Annotated in this window: 13 protein-coding genes; 2 read left to right on the top strand and 11 right to left on the bottom strand. The window is 42.0% G+C overall.

Annotated features, from left to right (window positions below):
• Positions 1 to 262: 262 nt before the first annotated feature.
• From OO184_RS13185 to OO184_RS13135, 11 genes are all read right to left on the bottom strand, one after another.
• Positions 263 to 895 (bottom strand): hypothetical protein, encoded by a 633-nt coding sequence (locus OO184_RS13185; RefSeq protein ID WP_265379579.1) that lies wholly within the window; start codon positions 893 to 895, stop codon positions 263 to 265.
• Positions 896 to 1,716: 821 nt separating this feature from the next.
• Positions 1,717 to 2,340, bottom strand: a complete 624-nt coding sequence (locus OO184_RS13180; RefSeq protein WP_265379578.1) for an SAM-dependent methyltransferase — start codon at positions 2,338 to 2,340, stop codon at positions 1,717 to 1,719.
• Positions 2,280 to 2,438, bottom strand: coding sequence for a hypothetical protein (locus OO184_RS13175; protein WP_265379618.1), 159 nt, complete (start codon positions 2,436 to 2,438; stop codon positions 2,280 to 2,282). The genes OO184_RS13180 and OO184_RS13175 overlap by 61 nt, the downstream gene beginning before the upstream one ends.
• 114 nt (positions 2,439 to 2,552) lie before the next feature.
• A complete protein-coding gene (locus tag OO184_RS13170) occupies positions 2,553 to 3,707 on the bottom strand; it encodes a cysteine desulfurase family protein (protein ID WP_265379577.1) in 1,155 nt (384 codons plus the stop codon).
• 12 nt (positions 3,708 to 3,719) lie between these two features.
• Positions 3,720 to 4,604, bottom strand: a complete 885-nt coding sequence (locus OO184_RS13165) for an LPD16 domain-containing protein (protein ID WP_265379576.1) — start codon at positions 4,602 to 4,604, stop codon at positions 3,720 to 3,722.
• A 901-nt stretch (positions 4,605 to 5,505) separates the two neighbouring features.
• Positions 5,506 to 6,960 carry an amino acid permease gene (locus OO184_RS13160; protein WP_265379575.1) on the bottom strand — a complete coding sequence of 485 codons (1,455 nt, stop codon included), beginning with the start codon at positions 6,958 to 6,960 and terminating at the stop codon, positions 5,506 to 5,508.
• 98 nt (positions 6,961 to 7,058) lie between these two features.
• The gene (astE, locus tag OO184_RS13155; RefSeq protein WP_265379574.1) at positions 7,059 to 8,045 is read right to left on the bottom strand and encodes a succinylglutamate desuccinylase; all 987 of its coding nucleotides are present in this window, start codon (positions 8,043 to 8,045) and stop codon (positions 7,059 to 7,061) included.
• A gap of 12 nt (positions 8,046 to 8,057) precedes the next feature.
• Positions 8,058 to 9,401: an N-succinylarginine dihydrolase gene (astB, locus tag OO184_RS13150; RefSeq protein ID WP_265379573.1), complete on the bottom strand. Its 1,344-nt coding sequence runs from the start codon at positions 9,399 to 9,401 to the stop codon at positions 8,058 to 8,060.
• 50 nt (positions 9,402 to 9,451) lie between these two features.
• The gene (astD, locus tag OO184_RS13145) at positions 9,452 to 10,927 is read right to left on the bottom strand and encodes a succinylglutamate-semialdehyde dehydrogenase (protein ID WP_265379572.1); all 1,476 of its coding nucleotides are present in this window, start codon (positions 10,925 to 10,927) and stop codon (positions 9,452 to 9,454) included.
• A gap of 2 nt (positions 10,928 to 10,929) precedes the next feature.
• Entirely contained in the window at positions 10,930 to 11,961 is a 1,032-nt protein-coding gene (astA, locus tag OO184_RS13140; protein ID WP_265379571.1) for an arginine N-succinyltransferase, read from the bottom strand.
• 21 nt (positions 11,962 to 11,982) lie between these two features.
• A complete protein-coding gene (locus OO184_RS13135; protein WP_265379570.1) occupies positions 11,983 to 13,191 on the bottom strand; it encodes an aspartate aminotransferase family protein in 1,209 nt (402 codons plus the stop codon).
• Between the two features lie 1,935 nt (positions 13,192 to 15,126).
• Between OO184_RS13135 and OO184_RS13130 the strand changes: the two genes are divergently transcribed.
• Positions 15,127 to 15,867, top strand: coding sequence for an SDR family NAD(P)-dependent oxidoreductase (locus tag OO184_RS13130; RefSeq protein ID WP_265379569.1), 741 nt, complete (start codon positions 15,127 to 15,129; stop codon positions 15,865 to 15,867).
• A gap of 618 nt (positions 15,868 to 16,485) precedes the next feature.
• Positions 16,486 to 17,240, top strand: a 755-nt coding sequence (gene tssI / locus OO184_RS13125) for a type VI secretion system tip protein TssI/VgrG (RefSeq protein WP_265379568.1), incomplete at its 3' end; no start/stop codon positions are given.

Raw genomic sequence — 17,240 nt, 5'->3', positions numbered from 1 at the left:
TATTATTATCCGACTCAAATAAGGTAGATTATTTAACTATAAAAAACAAAAACAAATTCCAATATAATTAAATTAAAAAATATTTGATTAGAATATATGATAAAATATAGTAACGACATAAGATAAAAAAATAGTTATATATTTCTATCGAGTACTTTCGGTTATATCCTCCAGCAAAGGCGATAAGCTTTAACCAAAAAAGCACCGAAGTTGTAAACATTCGGTGCAATATATTTCAACAAAAATCATTTAAAGCTAAAATCTATTTTGCTAATAATACATAAGAAATGATGACATCTATTTTAATCGGCTTTTCTGATAACCACCTGTTAAATACATTTCCTATTCCAATTCGCCTATATTCTGCATCACAACTTGCCGATGTTCCTGTTACACCAAGCCCATATGTTCCTCCGCCCTCAGCTTTATACTGACAGTGATGTTTAGTTGTAAAATCATTATATAACCAGCTAGGTTCTATCGTACTAAACTCAATTACAACCCCTGGATTTCTATTTGTCAGGTAACCCTGTGAATAAGTGTATTCAGGGGCAATACCGCAGAAACTTGCCTGTGTAACACAAGGGATATTTGTATACTTATTCCCGTCAAATGCTATATATTCATTTAATCCCATGCCTCGATACCAATACATCGCTTTTTCTGCCACATTATCACGTTTTGCCGCTTTACTGTTTGTTAATGTAACTTTATTCTGTGTGTTTGCCGTGACGGTAAGTGTGCAATTTTTATACATTGACATCACTTTAGTACCAGCTAACCCATTTTGGGTTATTATTCCTTCTATCTGTGGATCTGTCGTACATGCCATACTAAAACTACTCATAGCTAATAAAAACGGGGAAATAAGGAAAGCCTTTTTATTTAAGTTCATATTTTTCTCCTTGCTTTAATTATGATCTCGGTATCCAATGGAACGATAATAAGTTCCATCGTTATTATTAATATATCTATATACAGTCTTTTAAAGAAATATACCCGTCATCTTTCAAGTTGCCTCTTTGTTGGCTGCACTCACTCACCCCAGTCACAGAGTTATCTATGCTCCCGGGGATTCGCTCCCTTGCCGTCGCGATACATCTTGAAATCCATAGGGTATAATAACTTAACTCACAATTTCGCCATCAATAAAAACTTAGCAACAAAATAACATTACAATATAAACCATTTGATTTAATAAGTTTATCTTGTTATTTTCCAACTTAAATAAAAATAGATTACTAAATCAAAAAATACAAACTCAGATATACTTAATAAAACTTTAATTTAAACGTCAAAAGTAAGATAGTAAAAGAATAAAAATAGAACAATTTCAATCATCTATATAGTTAACAACCAGAGAGCCATTACAATATTATATGTGCAATTAAATAATCATTATATTTTTATGCCATAATAATCTAAAGAATATTTTCTCATTATTATAATGACATCGCCAAAGTTCATAAAAGTTTCATTGATAATAAAGACCAATAATTATTTATCTCTCTTTATAATATATCTCTCAACGAAAATATTTTTTTCTATTTAAATGACACGTTTCCTAATAACTCATATCCGTTTTTATTTAAAGAAACCAGAGGAGCTGCGGGCATAATATGTTGTCTAATCAGAACGATTAAACCGGGCATCCAGCCCGGCAATAGTGAAAATAAAAGAGGTAGGATACAATCTACCCAATCGAACAGGGAACAATCATGGACGATAACCAACGAAAGCTACGCGCGACAACCTGCGTTCGATTGAAACTAACTGAGTGGTGGTCAAGAAGTACTGCATACGTTCGAACGCCTCTTCACCCTCTATTGCGGTGAGCCGTTCCCTACGCTCCTCACGCGCGGCACGCCAGCGCCCACTAAGTTCAACAACACTTTGTGTAAGGTCCACCTGCTTTTCAAGGCAAAGACCTGCTTCGCTGATTAAACGCTCGTTCAATCCGACTGGGCTATAGAGGAAATAACCTGGCATGCCACGTGTCACTATCTCCTCTTTACTAAGCATGCCCGTTACTAAAGTAGGATCAGTATATAAGAACCGTCCGCCTGGCTTCAGTAGTCGGCACCACTCACTCAGCAAGGCCAATCGATCCGGAATATGAATTACAGAGTCGATGCACCATAGCGCGTCAAAGGTGCCGTCAGGAAATGGCAGAGGCTGACGAACATCACTGTCAACGAAGTTGCTTCGATCTTCCAGCCCGAAATCTACCGCAAGTTGCCGGGCGGTAAGGAGGCCAGTAGGATGAATGTCAACCCCCGTCACTCTACAACCGCAGGTCCTTGCCAGAAACAGGGCCGTCCCGCCGGACCCACTGCACACATCCAGCACATGAGAGCGGTCGGATAATTGAAGCCATTGAGAAAACTGTCTAAATTCATCAGCAGAAGACCAGTTGTTCTGCCCAAGGTCTTCGCCATAGGTCTCTTTGCGTACCTCGGATACCGCTTCCGCAGAGAAACTACCGAAAGCCCGCTCGTAAAAACCAGTGCCAGAGCTTGAGGAGGAAGTTTGTATAGTCATGGATAATGCTCCTAGCGAATAGAATTTAATCGGAAGACAAGGTGTTCAATTGCGGTGTCCAGTATCGCATTATCGAGATCCGGATCAAAACAGAACCGAACCGACGCATTGGCCTGAGCTGAGCTCAAGCCAATGCCTGTGAGCACGTGCGAAGGCTGTAGTTCCGCAGAGTTGCAGGCTGAACCTGACGATATAGCCACCTGATACAATCCAGATATTAACGCCTCCGAAGCGATACCCTCGAACTGAACGTTCACAAGGTATGGGGAACTGCAAGAGAGATCGGTATTCAACACGGCGTTCGGTACTCTTTGATGAAGGCGAGTAATGAAATAGTCTCTCAATGCAGTGACTTTTGCCTGGCGTTGCATGAGGGCCGACTGGACCATCTGACACGCAAGGCCAAACCCGACAATCAACGGTGTTGGCAAAGTGCCGCTGCGCAAATGATTCTGACCGCCGCCATAGATGAATGGCCTTAAACGTGCCGCAATACGCGCATCGACGAACAGTGCCCCGATTCCTTTCGGTCCCCGCATTTTGTGGGCAGAAAACGAAAGCATATCAATTCCCGTTTTCTTGACGTTCATGGGAATTTTGCCGATAGACTGAACCGCATCCACATGTAGCCAAGCGCCTGCTTGACGCGTGATGGCGGCGATTTCATCCACCGGCTGAACGGTGCCTAGCTCGGAATTCACATGAGCAACACTGACGATACGGGTGTCGGCGGTCAATTTAGTCATGACATCTTCCGGTTGTACCCGACCACTGGCGTCAACCGGCAAGTACTCGACAGCAAGCCCCCGACGAGCCAGCTCTTTACCAACGAGCAACACAGATTTATGGTCGATGGGGCAAAGTAGCGCCCCCGCAGGAGCGCATTCGTTGTGAGCAAAACTCGAAAAAAGAGCGATGTTGTTGGCTTCTGTAGCGCCCGATGTGAAGACAATCTCTTCTGGGCGGGCGCCAATGAGAGACGCAACTTGTTGGGTGGCGTTCTCAATCGCATGCCGGGCACGACGCCCCATTACATGGGCAGAAGAAGGATTGCCGAATTCATGCTCCATATAGAATCGCATGATATCGACGACCTCAGGAAAACATGGCGTCGTGGCACAATGATCCAGATAGATTGTGCCAGTCGATTTTTCATTGACATTCATAGCGACTCCCTATCAGGAAGTGAAGACGGCAACGTTAACGAGCTTCGAGTAGATCTCTTGTGTCTGCATCTCTCCGCTTCCACCTGGATCTGCAACAATCACCTTCATACCCGAAAGCCCATACAGAGAGAGCGCGGTACTTACCCCTGTTTTGACTGGCTGGAAGCATTCACCGGGGGCAAAGATCACCAAAAGGCGATGTTTTGCTTTGTAGACCTCAGAGATCATCTCAGTGATTTCTCCCGCACACCCAGTAACGCCGCAGGTAATAAGAGGCCGATAGTCGCCGTTTTCGTCCACAAGGGAAATTTCGGTTCCGGCATCAGGGCCATTGTCAAGAACGCGACGATTTAACAGCCCGGCTTTGACTAACTTATCGGCACTTTTCTGGAACCGGTATTTCAGCCAAGTCTCTGGATAGGCAATAGGATGTTTTCGGCTTGCAAGCATATTTCGTTCAGAAAATTGCCCGCTACGCTCTAAGACAGATTGGTATGAGGCTGGGAGCGCAGAGAATTGTTCGTAGAAGGCACGTCTTAATTCGGATGCGGGTCCACTGTCACGCGAAACGTATTGCCAATCGTTGATAAGCAGCAGGAATTTAATCGCTTCGAATTGGTGTTCAAGCTGCTCTGCGATTCGAACGCCAAGTTCCCAAGTGTATCCAGGAAAGATCCCTACGCGCCGCTCAATTTTTTCTCGCATGGGCGAGCTATTTTCTTCAATAACCCCCGGTACGAGGCATCCCCGGTCTTCGTCAAGGAAAAGCATGAAATGCCCTGCCATAATGACGAGATCAGGATGTGGAACATTAGTGACTTCGGTGAGAATAAGGTCGAGTAGCTCAGCCTCGGATTGAACCAAACGGTGGCTGTTTGAGATGTTAATTTGCTGCATATGCGCCTATATCTATATTATTGGTTTTATTAGAAATTTAAAGGCTGTATTATAGTTATGGAAACCGTATAACCCATTTCAACTTTCCTGGTGGATCGCTGAATTTCACTCACTATGAACATCCTCCTCCCTCACAACAGTTATCAATTATCTACTGATAATTGATAATAGATTATATGTTTACATATAATCTATCATACAACAATTAATAATATTAATTATAAATCTATGCCCTGTACTATTTAATATACACTAACAGCCAAGATTGATGTTGTATATCCTTGCTGTAGAGAGGCCAAAGGCATTGATTAAAACGGTCATTTAACATCCAAATATCAACACTGCCGATATCATAATTTCCACCTATTCCATTTCAGCCACAAGTCTAAATATCCACGAAAAATCAACAACAATAGGCTATTACATTCCCATAATTACATTTTATAAATATATTGTTGCGCTCATATTTAAGCCATATCATGTGGTTGCCTTACGCTAAATATTGACATTATTTAGCCAATTTAACGTGACGTTTTTTTATGACAGACGTCCAGATTATCGAACGAACATTATCGGTGAATAACTCAAAATAAATTAAAAAATTTGATGATAAATAAAGTAAATCATCAATAAATTTAATTTAAATTTATTAAAAGTACCGAAGTTATAATCCCGATGCTGGATTCGACTAATAATCACGTAACATGAAAGCCTGTTTGGTAACGAAAGGGCTAAACATTTTGTATGTGCAGACCATTCGGCTTAACAAATGCTCAACCGGGGCGGAGGGGAAATCAGAACAAATAACGCAACCTTGGCTGAAATATCTGCCAAGGCAACCTTCTTTGAAGCCATTTTTCTATCTGCTTCAAATTTATTATTTCTCAATTAGCTGGGCTGGCTATGAACGAAAATTGTCTTTCGCTATCTGATAACCTTGTTCTTCCTGCATCTCATTTTTCTTTTTTACGCGCCATAAAATACTTAACATAATAAACCATAAAGGCGTGCCACAAAGTGCGACCAGTGTATCCGGGTCAAAAACCATTACCACTACAGTAAAGATGAAAAAAATCAGGGTTATCCAAGTCATTAGCACCCCCAAAGGCATCTTAAATATTGAACGCTTATGCACATCAGGGTAATTCTTACGATAAGCTAAATAGGCAATCAAAATCACACACCAGCTATAAATCACCATAATCGAAGCAACGGTTGATACAATAGTAAATAACTGCATGACATTCGGTACGATAAACAAAAGTGACGTACCAACCACCATACAGAAACAAGAAAATATCAGACTATGTACAGGAATTGCGGTATTGCGGGAAAGAATTTTAAATTTCCGGTGTGCATTCTTTTCCGTTGATAAGCCATAAAGCATACGCGTGCAAGCATATAATCCACTATTAGCAGAGGACATCGCCGATGTTAATGCGACAAAATTAACTACTGCGGCAGCGGCAGGCAGACCAGCCAGAGCAAATAACGTCACAAAAGGGCTGGTTTCAGATGAAATCCGTCCCCAAGAAGTGACGGCAATGATGCTCAACATGGAAAAAATATAGAAAATCATAATTCTCATCGGAATATAATTAATTGCTTTCGGCAATATCTTTTCCGGATCTTTTGTTTCTGCCGTCATCGTGCCAACTAACTCAACACCAGTAAAAGAAAAAATCGCTATTTGAAAACCAGCAAAAAAACCAAAAATACCATTTGGCAGAAATACAGATGGATCAGTTAAATTATTCACAGAAGCGATCATACCATCCGGTGATTGCCAACCTATCATCACCATACCAACGCCAATAATAATCAGCGCTAAAATGGCAATAACTTTAATCATGGCAAACCAGAATTCAGCTTCGCCAAATAAGCGGACAGAAAGAAGATTGCAAGCGCCAAGTAAACCTAGCGTTAAAAATGCCGGCACCCAAAGAGAGACGCCGGGAAACCAATATTGAATATATCCACCGCACACCACAACATCAGCAATACAAGAAACAATCCAACTCATCCAGTAAGTCCAGCCGAGAAAAAAACTGGCTTTTGTGCCTAAATAATCCGATACGAAATCAGCAAAAGAGCGATAATTCAATTTAGTCAGGAGCAATTCGCCCATTGCCCGCATTACCATATAGACAAAAAAACCAACAATCGCATAAGTAATAATGATTGATGTACCAGATACGGCAATGGTTTTTCCTGATCCCATAAATAAACCGGTGCCAATAGCGCCACCAATGGAAATCAATTGAATATGACGCGCACTTAACCCTCGATGAAGCGTTTGTGTATCAGCAAATTTCTCTGCCGAAAGGTTTTGTTGAGTTTTATTATTTTTTATCATGATAATACCCGTCCGTCATTAAATAAGCAGTTGACTGCTAAATTTTCCTGAAGAAGAAGTTACCACGGCTTCAGGAAAAAAATGGAACAATGTTTTATTTATTTAATTATTTTTTCATTTAAAGCAAGTAACAATCCTGCTCGTAATCCATTAGCAACCTCAGCATTAGGAAATAAAATAAATTTCGCCGGAAATTTAATTTTCCAATGACGATCATGTTGGCTGGCAATTTCAAATCCTTCTGGCAATTCAGTAAAGTTCAAGGTATCTGCGGGTATATGAAGTTGAAAACTGTCGTGACTCTTAATAATGGAATTAATTACTTGATAATGTTTCAGTTCAGATTTAATACGTGCGGTTATTGGCGATAAAGACATTAAACCATAAAGAGCATCCGTAATTTTCTGAAATCTGGTTAAATCATTTTTTCCAAAAGGCATTGCTTTACCCATCTCCATCGTACAGCTATCCGCCCCAAACTTTTCACTCAGAAAATGGCTGAAAGTCCCGGCTTTTTCTCGATGGTAAACGAGCGCATCAATATCGCTGTCATGCAACCATTGCATAAATTCAGCAGAAAAAGGACGATTCTGAGCAGGCAATAACGCAAATTGTTCATGGTGAGAAGCGCGTATAGCGGTATGCAGATCAATATGCCAGCGAATATTTGTCGACGACACCGAAGGTTCAGCAAAAAAACGACTCACAGCATCTTCAAGTTCAGCCGCACGCAATCGCTCATTCCCCAACGGAAAATTCAGGTAACGGCCACCAAACATACGATTCAAATCATGATGTAAATAACGTCGATTCGCACGCATCGCAGGCAAATTACCGAAGATGATCAACAAATTATTTTTTAGTGTTAATGTGCCATCCGCTAACTGCGCGAGTAACTGAATCAATATTTCAATGGGCGCAGTTTCATTACCGTGAATACCGGCAGAAATCACCAGAGACCGATTTTCTCCTTCATGGGGGATCAGTTGCAGTACACCTTCTGCCAACCAATGCGCATTCATTGTTTCTGGAAATATCAGGTGGTCGGCAAGTTTTTTTTCAAGCAATAACGTTAACAGATCCATATCTGCTCCAATTTAGCGCTGAAATTCATAGATTGATCCTAAATTCAGAATCTGCGTGAGCTCATCCAGAGCGGTATACACTTCACGAAGTAATTGAGGATCAGCCAGATCACTGGCACATAATTCGTCACGATAATGGTGTTCTATCCATTCGGTCAGGCGTTCGTAAAGTTGCGTATTCATCAATGTTGCAGGATTGACAGCACGAAATTCAGCGTCGTTTAATACCACCCTCAAACGCAAACAGGCCGGGCCGCCGCCATTGCGCATACTTTCCCGCAGATCAAAAACACGGACTTCATTAATCGGTGAAGAGATTTGTGCAATCAGCGACTGTAAATAGGCCCAAACAGCCGCGTTTTGACGGCACTCTTCAGGAACTACGATCATCATTTTTCCATCGGTTTTACTCAGCAACTGGCTATTAAAGAGATAAGAATCCACTGTATCTTTAATGCTGATCTGCTCAGCAGGCACCTCAATCGTGACAAAATCCTGTCCCAACATCGCCATTTTCTGTTTAATTTCAGTCAGAGCTTGTGACTGATTAAGATAAGCATACTGATGGTGAAAAAGGACATTTCGGTTGCTGACCGCAATCACGTCGTTATGGAAAACACCACTGTCAATGGCAACCGGGTTTTGCTGGACAAAAACGGTTTGTGCCGGATTAAGCTGATGCAACCGCGCAATCGCTTCACTGGCTTCCAATGTTTGCCGCGCAGGATAACGTTTAGGCGCCGGGCCGCTGCGAAACGCGCTACGGCCATAGACAAACACCTGTACGCCGGGCTTATCATAATCACCGCCAAGGCGATTATGGTTCGCCGCCCCTTCATCACCAAAATCTTCATGTTGTGGAAGAGCCTGATGATGGACAAAATAATTTTGATCAGCAAAGGTGGCTTGTAATGCGGCGGCCGTCGTTTCTACTTCCAGCGAACGGTGCAATTTGTTATTTAAATTCGCTACTGTGAAGTGAACCCGCTGATCGGCGCTATCCGCCGAAGGCGATACGGTTGCCGCATTTGCTGTCCACATGGATGAAGCAGAACTCAGTTTTGATAGTAATACTGGAGAATATTTGGCTGCTTTGTGAAGAATCTGCTCATCACTGCCTATAAAACCTAAATTACGCAAAGCCGGGATATTAGGACGTTGCTGAGGAGGAAGCACTCCCTGAATAAACCCCGCTTCAGCCAGCGCTTTCATTTTCATCACACCTTGCAACGCGGCTTTACGTGGGTTAGATACGCTATCCTTATTATTAATGGAAGCCTTATTACCCACGGAAAGCCCCGCATAATGATGGGTCAGACCGACCAACCCATCAAAATTTGCTTCAAAACCAGCCATAAATCCCTCTGAAAAAATTGTATAAGTTAAAAATCTATGTCGTTAAACGGTTAATCAGGGAAATGGAACCCCGGCGCAAGCGTTTCAGGTAAAGTGAGTTCATCGGCAACCAGAGATGCCATAGGCCAGGCACAGTAATCGGCAGCATAATAAGCACTAGGTCGGTGGTTTCCTGACGCGCCAATACCGCCAAAAGGCGCTTTACTGGAAGCCCCAGTTAACGGCTTATTCCAGTTCACAATGCCCGCTCTGGCATCTTCCAACAGACGTTGAAACAGGGCAGCATCCGGCGAAATTAAACCGGTAGCCAATCCGAAGCGGGTGTTATTAGCGATCGCCAGCGCTTCATCAAATGTGTCATAACGCATAAGCATGAGCAGCGGCCCGAAATATTCCTCATCAGGGAGATCAGCGATTTGGCTAACATCAATAATCCCCGGTGTCAGTAATGTTGATTGCGGATCGCGTTGTTCCATCGAAACTAGCGAGATGCCGCCAAGTTTTTGTAGCCGATCTTGAGCTTCTAATAGATTCTGCACAGCCTGTAAAGAAATGACTCCACCAATGAACGGTTGAGGTTGGGCATCCCAATGGGATGGCACGATCCGCTTTGTCACCGCCGCCAGACGCTTAATCACCGCATCGCCATGTGCGCCATTTTTTACCAACAATCTGCGGGCGCAGGTGCAACGTTGACCGGCGGAGATAAATGCTGACTGCACAATGGTATAAACAGCAGCATCAATATCGTCGCAAGCATCAACAATCAATGCATTGTTTCCCCCCATTTCAAGCGCCAACATCTTCTCTGGCTGACCGCCAAGCATGCGATGAAAGTGAAAGCCCGTATTGGCGCTCCCCGTAAACAGCACGCCATCAATTTGCTTATCCTCCAGCAATGCTGTCCCGGTACTACGCGCTCCCTGAACCAGATTGAGCACACCTGCGGGCAAACCGGCTTTTTCCCACAGTTTCACCGTTTCTTCAGCGGTTATCGGCGTCAATTCACTCGGTTTAAACACCAGCGTATTACCCGCAATAAGCGCCGGAATAATATGACCATTAGGTAAATGCCCCGGAAAATTATACGGACCAAAAACCGCCATTACGCCATGAGGGCGGTGACGCAGTAAGGCTCGGCCGTCAGGCATAATAGTTTCTGACTCACCGGTACGCTGTTCCCATGCTTCGATAGAAATAGCCGCTTTACCTATCATGGATTGTATTTCAGTCCGAGTTTCCCATAAGGGTTTACTGGTTTCCTGACTGATAACACGAGCAAGCGTTTCTTTTTCCTCATTCAGTAAAGCCGCAAACGTCTGAACGACCTTAATCCGCTCACTGGCGGGCAAATGCGACCAGCCATAAAATGCCTCACGGGCAGCATGACAAGCAGCTTTGACTTGCGAAGCATCGGCACTGTTAGCCTGCCACAGAATCTGTTGATCTATTGGGGAAAATTTAGTTATTGACTCACCCTGCCCCTCAATCCATCTTCCCCCAATGTAATGTGCTTTATAATTCATGTTTAATTTTCCTTTGGAAAGAGACTAACCAGTCGCACCTGCTCCCCATCACTGACTTGAAGTGCATCCATCTCAGCGGTTGTTAAAAGAAGTTCATTACTGTCACCCGCCACATTCAATAACAGCGCTCGAAATTCACTAAATTGCTGATTGGCAACAATGCAAGAAACACCATCGTCTCTGGTCACAGATTCGGCTTTACTGACGGAAACGAGACGGCTCTCTTTTACTGCACGTATCCGGTCAATTTCAGCCTGTAATAAAGCGCCGCCATCAAAAATATCAATATGACCTTGATAGATAAGACCTTCTTTTTCAAGAATTGCCCGCGCAGGGACTGTTTTCTCATGGACCTGCCCAATCACCCTCTGTGCCTCAGCAGATAATAAGGATATATAAATAGGGTGAAGGGGCATGAGTTCCGCAATGAAGGTTTTCGATCCAATACCGGTTAAATAATCTGCCTGGGAAAAAGGAATGCCAAAAAAATGTTGTCCCAGTGAATTCCAGAAAGGGGAATTTCCTTGCTCATCTGCAACCCCTCGCATTTCAGCGAATATAATTTTAGAAAAAATATCCCTAAATGCGGCGATAAAAAGAAAACGGGCTTTAGAGAGAAATGTCCCATTTTTTTCCTTATGATATTCTGGATCAAGGAATAAGGTGCACAATTCACTGTTACCGGTCTGATCTTGTTCCAAAGTTAACGCTTCTATAGATTTATAAATTCCCAATTCACGTGATGAACGAACGGTTTTTTGTACCCGAAAATTATAAAACGGCTCCTCCAGCCCAACCGCCACTTCGATGGCGCTGACACCCGCTACGCGATTCACGCTGGTATCTTCCAGCACAAACAAGAATCCCTGTTGAGCTTGGAGCAGTTTCCCCTCGAAAGTATCAACGCTACGTGCAATGCGTGAACGTAATTGCTCCAAATTATTGGGAAAAGAGGTCAAACCTATACCAGCGCGTTCAGATAAAGCCTGAACCCCATTTAAGTCACTATGCCGGACAGCTCGAAAAAGCATCATAACGTCACCTTCAACTTACTATTAACCAACAAACCGCATAATGGCGCTTTCAAGACGAACCAGACCTTCATCGATATCAGCAAAGTCGATATTTAATGCTGGCGCAAAACGCAACACATCTGGACCCGCGATCAAGGCAATTAGTCCCTCCTCTGCTGCTAAGTTAGTTAATTGTTTCGCCTTACCCTGCCAAGCCTTATTCAATTCAGCGCCTAAAAGCAGCCCTTTACCCCGCAAACAACTGAATATTTGGTAACGCTGATTCAGTTTCGATAATTTATCCATAAAGTAATCATGACGTTGCAAAACGCCAGTGAGCAGTTCCGCCTGATTAACAATGGAAAGCACCTTATCGGCAACCGCTGCCGCCAGAGGATTACCGCCAAACGTGGTACCGTGCGTTCCAGGTTGAAAAACCGCTGCAATATGTTGTTTTGTTAACATAGCGCCGATAGGAAAACCGCCGCCGAGACCTTTAGCACTGGTAAGAATATCAGGTTCGACACCATATTCCTGATAAGCATAAAGGTATCCTGTACGACCTATCCCAGTTTGGATTTCATCAAAAATAAGCAGTGCCTGAAAGCGATCGCATAAAGTGCGTAATTCCTGCAAGAACGCAGGATCTGCGGGAATAACACCGCCCTCGCCGATAATAGGCTCGACAATAACCGCACAGGTATTTTCAGAAATATGTTCTCTGATCGCAGATAGATTATTATAAGGAAGATGCGTAATTTCTTGCGGAAGGGGAGCATAATCTTGTGAATATTTTGGCTGCCCTCCTACTGTAACGGTAAATAATGTTCTACCATGAAAAGAATCTTTAAATGAAATAATTTCACTCTTATTTTTCCCATATTTATCCGCAGCATATTTTCTGGCTAACTTTAATGCTGCTTCGTTAGCCTCCGCCCCTGAATTACAGAAAAATGCTTTATCAGAAAAAGTATTTTCCACGAGCCTTTTTGCTAATTTTAGGACAGGTTCATTGGTATAACCATTACCTATATGCCATATTTTTTCAATCTGAGAAATTAATTCATCCTTTAATTCAGGATGTGCATGCCCTAATGAATTAACCGCAATTCCACCGGCAAAATCGATATATTCATTGCCATCTTGATCCCATACTTTCGAACCTTTGGCCCGAACAGGTATGAACTTAGCCGGAGAGAAACAGGGCACCATATAGTGATCAAACCAACTTCTCTGGATATTTTCTAACATCGATCATTTCCCCTTAAAATAGAGAGTATACAGACGAGATAAAGTAATATGCCTCGTATCATTTTTCTTCTCACACTTACATAACTTATTAATGTATGCCGAGAAAAAGGCTTACCAAACTTAAACCTAAAAAACCTTAAAAATAATAAGATTACAGGATCTTTTTAATATTATTCTTATTAATCCCATGACTATTTCCTAAAAATAGTTGCACAGTCACTAGACAGATACTGTTGTCCATACTTAACAAAGTCAACACAAGTTATACACAAAAAAAATACTTTTTGATCTCGTTCAAACTTCCAAAAAGTATTTTTATGCACAATTTATGCACATATCGTGAATAAACAATGAATAGATGGTGAATAAATTAAATCCATTACCTATAGATGAAGCAAATAAATAAATAATTATTCATTAATAACGTCAGAAATTTATCTACTCAAATGTAAAATAAAATTTGACGGAATTTAATTTTCAAAAATCAGAGAAAATAGATAACCAAAACAATAAAATAAGTGAACAATCTGACGATAACTTAATATAAAATTAACTATCCAGTTAAGGAAATTGACTATACCCGTCATCTTTCAAGTTGCCTCTTTGTTGGCTGCACTTACTCACCCCAGTCACATAGTTATCTATGCTCCCGGGGATTCACTCCCTTGCCGTCGCGATGCATCTTGAAATCCATTGGGTATATATTTAAATGTTCCTAAACTCCAGACAGCAACAATGCCGCTACCTGATTAGATTATTTGTAATAAATTGATCGCACTGTATCCTATCTCAATGAATTATTTAGATTAGAGAAACGAGTAAAGTCTTTTCAAACGAAAACAATTCAATAGCGATTATCACTTTCCTCAATCTTGCTTTTACATAAGAAAAACCCAATAACACAATTCATACCGAATGATCACACCATCACTAAACAATTAATTATTTATTAATATATTAGCATTTAAAATAATTACTAACGCGCTATTTTAGACGTTTAATTAACTACTTTTCTGGGCTAATGAGCAATGGGTAATATACTACGTCACCACTTTATGGCTGAAATATATAAAGTTATTTTTGCCGTCAATTTATCACTATAAATAAGAAATTCCATTTCTTCCTGTTTTTTATAATAATCTCATTGAATTTGCTAAACTTCATAATTAAAATCGTAACCATTACCTGAATTTATTATGTACGAATATTAAATAACATTATATCCTTCATCTTTCAAGCTGCTGCTTTGTTGGCTGCTTTCACTCACCCCAGTCACATCGTTATCTATGCTCCTGGGGATTCGTTCACTTGCCGCCGCGCTGCAACTCGAAATCTATTAGATATATATTTTATTCTCTTTCTATTAGTACCAAATGAAAATCATAAGAAAACATACAATATCTTGAAATACAAATTAAACAAATGAGCGGTAATTATAAAAATTTCATTTTGACAACCACTGAAAAACACGCTATATATTCTAAACAATAGACACAATATTAATTCAAAATTCGACTTATTCAATATTTACAAAACAATCCAGCATGGAAATTTATAAAAAAATATAATATAAGTTGAAAAATCACTTATTAGGCGTTATTTTACGGCAGCAAGATAATATCTTCACCGTAGATAGAAAAAAAGACAAATAGGAAAGGATCAGTGCAAACTAAAACTAATTTGATCGCCTATTAAAAACGTTGAATTATCTAAATCGATCAGGATCTGAAATCTAGCGCCTGCTGGCGTCAAATTTCTTAAGACAAAAGACCCCAAAGCTCGCCTTACAGAGAAATTCCAGCCCCTTGATTTTTCATACTGGAACATAACAACACAAGTTCATTTGAGATCAAACTTTGAATAATGGAACCCATTCATCTTCCAAAGTCAAAGATAGCCTAAACTTAGTTCGTATCATTTACAGGAGTAAAATATATGACTTTAGATTTTAACGATAAAGTGGCAATCGTTACCGGCGGCGCTATGGGTATTGGTGCTGCAATATGCCGCAGACTGGCGGCAAACGGCGCAAAAGTTGTCGTGGCCGATCTCGACGGCGACGCAGCTCAAGCCCTCGCTAATGACCTTGATAATGCTATCGCCATTCAGCTTGACGTCTCCCAAGCATCCGCAGTGGAACGCTTAGTGGCTCAAACGGTAGAGACCTTTGGAGCACTGCACCTGGCAGTCAACAACGCAGGGATAGTCGGCTCGCGCCATCGGACCGTAGACTATCCGTTGGATGATTGGCATCAGGTCATCAACATCAACATGCACAGTGTGCTGTACTCAATGAAGTACGAAATTCCAGCAATGTTGGCTTCCGGCGGTGGTGCGATTGTTAACATGGGCTCGGTCGTAAGTAATGTTGGCCTCACCGGCTCGATTGCATACGTAGCAACCAAACACGCATTGCTAGGCATGACAAAAACTGCCGCGCTGGAGTATGCAAAACAAGGAATTCGGATTAACGCCGTCGGGCCCGGTTGCATCGACACACCATTGATGTCTACGCTCGACACCGATGTAGTCCAAAAAATGGTCAAGCATCATCCTGTCGAACGTCTCGGAACACCCGATGAAGTCGCTGCATTAGTTTGCTTCCTATTATCTCAGGATGCATCTTTCATTACCGGTAGTTACTACCTCGTTGATGGTGGATATAGCGCACGTTGACCCGCTTGTATCTTAAGTCATCATCATTTAAGTCTGTATTACGTTAAAACTGGGCAAAGTAGACAGTGGCCTCCTTAAGCCGCGAGGAGATTATTGTCGCTTTGCCCGTATCAGCTTTTCAGATCGAAATAAATAAGACTTCGAAATAGTCGATCACTTGAAGAGAACTCAGTCCGGTTTTTGCGATCTGATTTATCGCCAGCCAAATATATCGAATTAATATCTTGATGCTTTTGGGGTGTTATATTTCCTCCGCATCGGGTGAAAATTGACGGCGATTTTTATTCATTCCCTATTATTGATCGCGATTAATTAGCCATTTTGCGTGATATTTGTCACGTTTTTTTATGTTCGTATGATAAATATCGTGATCTTGTGGTCATAACATTGAGAGAGCGAAATTCTCTGTTATTTGTCTCCACTCCATCCTACTCAGTTGGACGCGGTCTATTATTCTCGCTAACGCCACGTATTAAATGATGGCGATTTTACGCTGTCATTTTTTTACTGCGGAACAGGCCGGCGCTATTTAAAAGAACAACATGTAATGACGTGTTTAATAGCCTCTGGCGTGATCCCCGTTTTAGGATCATGGTTCAATTGTGTAAGGTTTCAAATATGGATGGATTAGTTTTCACCTGCCGAATTGGCGCACTATCTCAAACAACTTTTCAGGTATCGCAATTTACCTTGCAGGAAGAGCTATCACAGCTTTTTAGCCTGACATTAAAGGTGGCGAGTTCACGTGACGATATTCCCCTGAATGACCAACTGGGTCGCCGTGCATCCTTGACTATTACCCGTAATGGCGTGGCCGAACGGACCATTAACGGTTTGATAGCCGGTGCTGAACAGGGTAATACCGACGGCCGCCGCACTTTTTATATTTTCACTATCCGCCCTGAAATGTGGCTGATGACGCTGAATCAGGATAGCCGTATTTTCCATTGGCAGTCCGTACCGGAAATCTTAACGAAATTGCTGAAAGAGCACCGTATTCTCTTTGTCCGCGATACGCTCTATAAACACTATACCGAACGGGAATACACCACGCAAAAACGTGAATCGGCCTATGATTTTTGGTGTCGACTGGCGGCGGAAGAAGGCATGGTCTTCTGGTTTGAGGAAAAACAGATGTTGTTCTGTGATTGCCATCTGGGCATGCAGGCAGATATCCAGCTCACTTACAATACTCACCCTGAAACCGACGAGACCGATACCACAGCGTACCAGTGGAGTTATGGCGAATACCTGTGCCCGAATGGCACGGTCCAGAAAGACCATAACTTTCTGAACCCCAAATATGCGCTCGAGCATCAGAAGCAAGCCGACGACGATAGCGGGTACGATTCGGTGTTTGAAAGTTACGGGCG

The organism is Photorhabdus aballayi (genome assembly GCF_026153155.1).
GTDB classification, from domain to species: Bacteria; Pseudomonadota; Gammaproteobacteria; order Enterobacterales; family Enterobacteriaceae; genus Photorhabdus; species Photorhabdus luminescens.
This window is presented reverse-complemented; position numbering and strand designations above follow the sequence as displayed.

Coding starts and splice junctions, on each gene's coding strand:
- OO184_RS13185 (WP_265379579.1), bottom strand. CDS start 895: ATGAACTTAAATAAAAAGGCTTTCCTTATTTCCCCGTTTTTATTAGCT.
- OO184_RS13175 (WP_265379618.1), bottom strand. CDS start 2,438: ATGGCGAAGACCTTGGGCAGAACAACTGGTCTTCTGCTGATGAATTTA.
- OO184_RS13170 (WP_265379577.1), bottom strand. CDS start 3,707: ATGAATGTCAATGAAAAATCGACTGGCACAATCTATCTGGATCATTGT.
- OO184_RS13165 (WP_265379576.1), bottom strand. CDS start 4,604: ATGCAGCAAATTAACATCTCAAACAGCCACCGTTTGGTTCAATCCGAG.
- OO184_RS13160 (WP_265379575.1), bottom strand. CDS start 6,960: ATGATAAAAAATAATAAAACTCAACAAAACCTTTCGGCAGAGAAATTT.
- astE (WP_265379574.1), bottom strand. CDS start 8,045: ATGGATCTGTTAACGTTATTGCTTGAAAAAAAACTTGCCGACCACCTG.
- astB (WP_265379573.1), bottom strand. CDS start 9,401: ATGGCTGGTTTTGAAGCAAATTTTGATGGGTTGGTCGGTCTGACCCAT.
- astD (WP_265379572.1), bottom strand. CDS start 10,927: ATGAATTATAAAGCACATTACATTGGGGGAAGATGGATTGAGGGGCAG.
- astA (WP_265379571.1), bottom strand. CDS start 11,961: ATGATGCTTTTTCGAGCTGTCCGGCATAGTGACTTAAATGGGGTTCAG.
- OO184_RS13135 (WP_265379570.1), bottom strand. CDS start 13,191: ATGTTAGAAAATATCCAGAGAAGTTGGTTTGATCACTATATGGTGCCC.
- OO184_RS13130 (WP_265379569.1), top strand. CDS start 15,127: ATGACTTTAGATTTTAACGATAAAGTGGCAATCGTTACCGGCGGCGCT.